The organism is Nitrospira sp. BLG_1, from assembly GCF_047338595.1.
Taxonomy (GTDB): Bacteria; Nitrospirota; Nitrospiria; order Nitrospirales; family Nitrospiraceae; genus Nitrospira_D.
In genome coordinates this window covers 1-2158 of sequence record NZ_JBLFBO010000110.1, presented here as the reverse complement: position 1 = coordinate 2158, position 2158 = coordinate 1, and the positions used below count along the sequence as shown (strand labels likewise).

Annotated in this window: 2 protein-coding genes and 2 pseudogenes; all 4 read right to left on the bottom strand. The window is 50.9% G+C overall.

Annotated features, from left to right (window positions below; all coding sequences use genetic code 11):
* Positions 1-328, bottom strand: a pseudogene (locus ACMTNU_RS20490) (hypothetical protein); the annotation flags it as partial.
* Positions 256-531: an endonuclease domain-containing protein gene (locus ACMTNU_RS20485; protein ID WP_413937143.1), complete on the bottom strand. Its 276-nt coding sequence runs from the start codon at positions 529-531 to the stop codon at positions 256-258. The pseudogene ACMTNU_RS20490 and the gene ACMTNU_RS20485, both read right to left, overlap by 73 nt.
* A 640-nt stretch (positions 532-1171) precedes the next feature.
* A pseudogene (locus tag ACMTNU_RS20480) lies at positions 1172-1492 on the bottom strand (DEAD/DEAH box helicase); the annotation flags it as partial.
* A gap of 225 nt (positions 1493-1717) precedes the next feature.
* Positions 1718-2083 (bottom strand): hypothetical protein, encoded by a 366-nt coding sequence (locus ACMTNU_RS20475; protein WP_413937142.1) that lies wholly within the window; start codon positions 2081-2083, stop codon positions 1718-1720.
* Between the last annotated feature and the right edge of the window lie 75 nt (positions 2084-2158).

The following is a 2158-nucleotide window of genomic DNA, read 5'->3' as shown; positions in this document are numbered from 1 at the left end:
GACTTACTCCGATCTCTTTGTACTTCAAGCCTTCGATGCGAACGTACTTCTGCTCGATGCCGACGAGCCAGCCCTCTTTGATTCCATCGGCCAAGCCCATGCGAAAAGCCACGGTATCAAAGACGCAGGCCAGTGCCTTTTGATCTGTTCGTCTCGGAGTCGCAGTCACTCCGAGCATCTTGCAATTGGGATTACTTCCGTAGTGTTGCAACGCAGAACGCCAAGTGTCGGCTGCGCTGTGGTGGCAGTTGTGGACTAAGAATCCATTAGCGTAATAGGTATTTCCGTTGGAGACATGGAGATTATAGACAACACCTTCTGGACACAGCCGTCCAAATTCTTCTCCACTTCCTCGTTCGTAAACCTCAACACGCGCCACCCGATCGAAGCCATGAACTCTTCTTTTTTCCTGTCCGCTGCCCTTCTTTCGATTAGATTGTGAGACAACCCGTCTATTTCTATGCCGACTTTCAGAGCCACGTTCGCAACGTCTAGTTTGTAGTTCGTCGGGTATCCGCTCCCCCTCGGCATTTTCGTCTTCACTGCTACTCCGCAATCCCAACCCAAGGCGCAAGCAATTAGCTTTTCGTGCATGGTTGGGCCGTGCCCATTGCCCCTGCGAACCGTTGGCCCCCACCCCATCGCTCTCAACTTGGCGGATACCTTCGCTCTTGTGGCAGGATCGTGCATCCCATTTGTTTTTCTGAACCTTGTTATGTCTCCGCCGTGCCGAAGAAATGTCTTTTTGATTCTTCTCCTGAAACACTCCGACCGGCATGTGCTCGATGCGCAGATTTTTCTCGGTCTCGAATTGGTTCCGCTCGGTATTGTCGTCCCGCAGATTTCGCATTTGTTTTTCATGTTGAGTGATGGTATGCACCATGCTCCCTTCCGTCAAACTGGCTGCACAAAAGAAGCCATGATCGGTGGATATTGGGTGGCCCGGCGTGCAAACCAACTCTTTGCCTGAATCAAACACCACTCGGACTATTCGATCTATGGTTCGAGAAAAAACCTTTAGAACTTTTCCGTCGCCAAGATGGGTGCGTACCGAATCGCCGACTGTTATTGAGTCGATTCTTCTTCCGTCTACCAAGCATGATCCGGGAAAGCACTCGTCTGCTATCACCAGCGAGAACTCCATCGGGTCGAACTGTTCCATCCTTGGGTTCGCTCCGCCTGCGGTCTGCGTCTGTATGCTCGACACCACAATCGGAGATTTAATTATCTGCGATGCACGTTGATCGGCCATCTCGATCTCGACTGGGATGCCGGTCACTTTGCTGATCTTGTCAGCCGCTTGCTCGATGAGTTCTTCACGGTGGGCCAGCACCATCACCCGTCCGTGCTTGCGGTATTCGTCGGCGAGAAGAGAAAACAAAATCGTCTTGCCGCATCCGGTTGGCAGCACGGCCACGGTGGACTGGTGCGTAGCGAATTTTTCTTTGATCGCCTCCTTCGCGTCAGTTTGATATGGCCTTGGTTTGTACATCTGCTGTCTCGCCTTTCGTTATGTCCACTATCGTAGCACTGAACTGCTTGGCTACTTTCTTAACCAACTCGCTTGAGTGCGCTGAAATAATTAAGTCTCGATTGTTTCGCAATTCGTCTGCGTATTCTTTCGGAAGCCGATCGCCTCGGCGTACTAAGAGTACGCCGTTATCAACGCGAATCTCGACGTTGAGTTCCTTCGCTTTTTCGAGAAGTTCGCGTACTGTCATAGCGGCATTAGCTCGAACTTCATCCGATAGCTTTTTGGCTTCCCTGCTAGGTACGCCTGCGTCCATGCGTACAATTGATCTACTGTGTTGTTCATATCGAACACGGCATTTACTTCGTTGTAATCTATTCCGAGCAGCTTCGCCGTTGCGTCGTCTGCGCGCATTTCATGCAGCCCGCCTAATGTTCTCGCCCAACCGCAGTAGCACTGTGCTGTTTTGCACGGGTGCGACCCAGTTTCTCCGGGGTTATACTGGTCCCATTTTGTTGGGTGCTTGAGAATATGATTCATTACCTTGCGGGCCAGCGCCTTGCCTCTTGGGTATCTCACTCGCTTTTTTGGTGTCGCTTTTTTCGTTGCCATTTTCGATCCTTTCTTTTTCGTTCAATCAGTCTGACTGATTACTCAGTCACTACCAAGCTATTTTGCTTTAGGTTC

Excerpts from the sequence above, each read along its gene's own strand:
- ACMTNU_RS20485 (WP_413937143.1), bottom strand. The coding sequence starts at position 531 with ATGCCGAGGGGGAGCGGATACCCGACGAACTACAAACTAGACGTTGCG.
- ACMTNU_RS20475 (WP_413937142.1), bottom strand. The coding sequence starts at position 2,083 with ATGGCAACGAAAAAAGCGACACCAAAAAAGCGAGTGAGATACCCAAGA.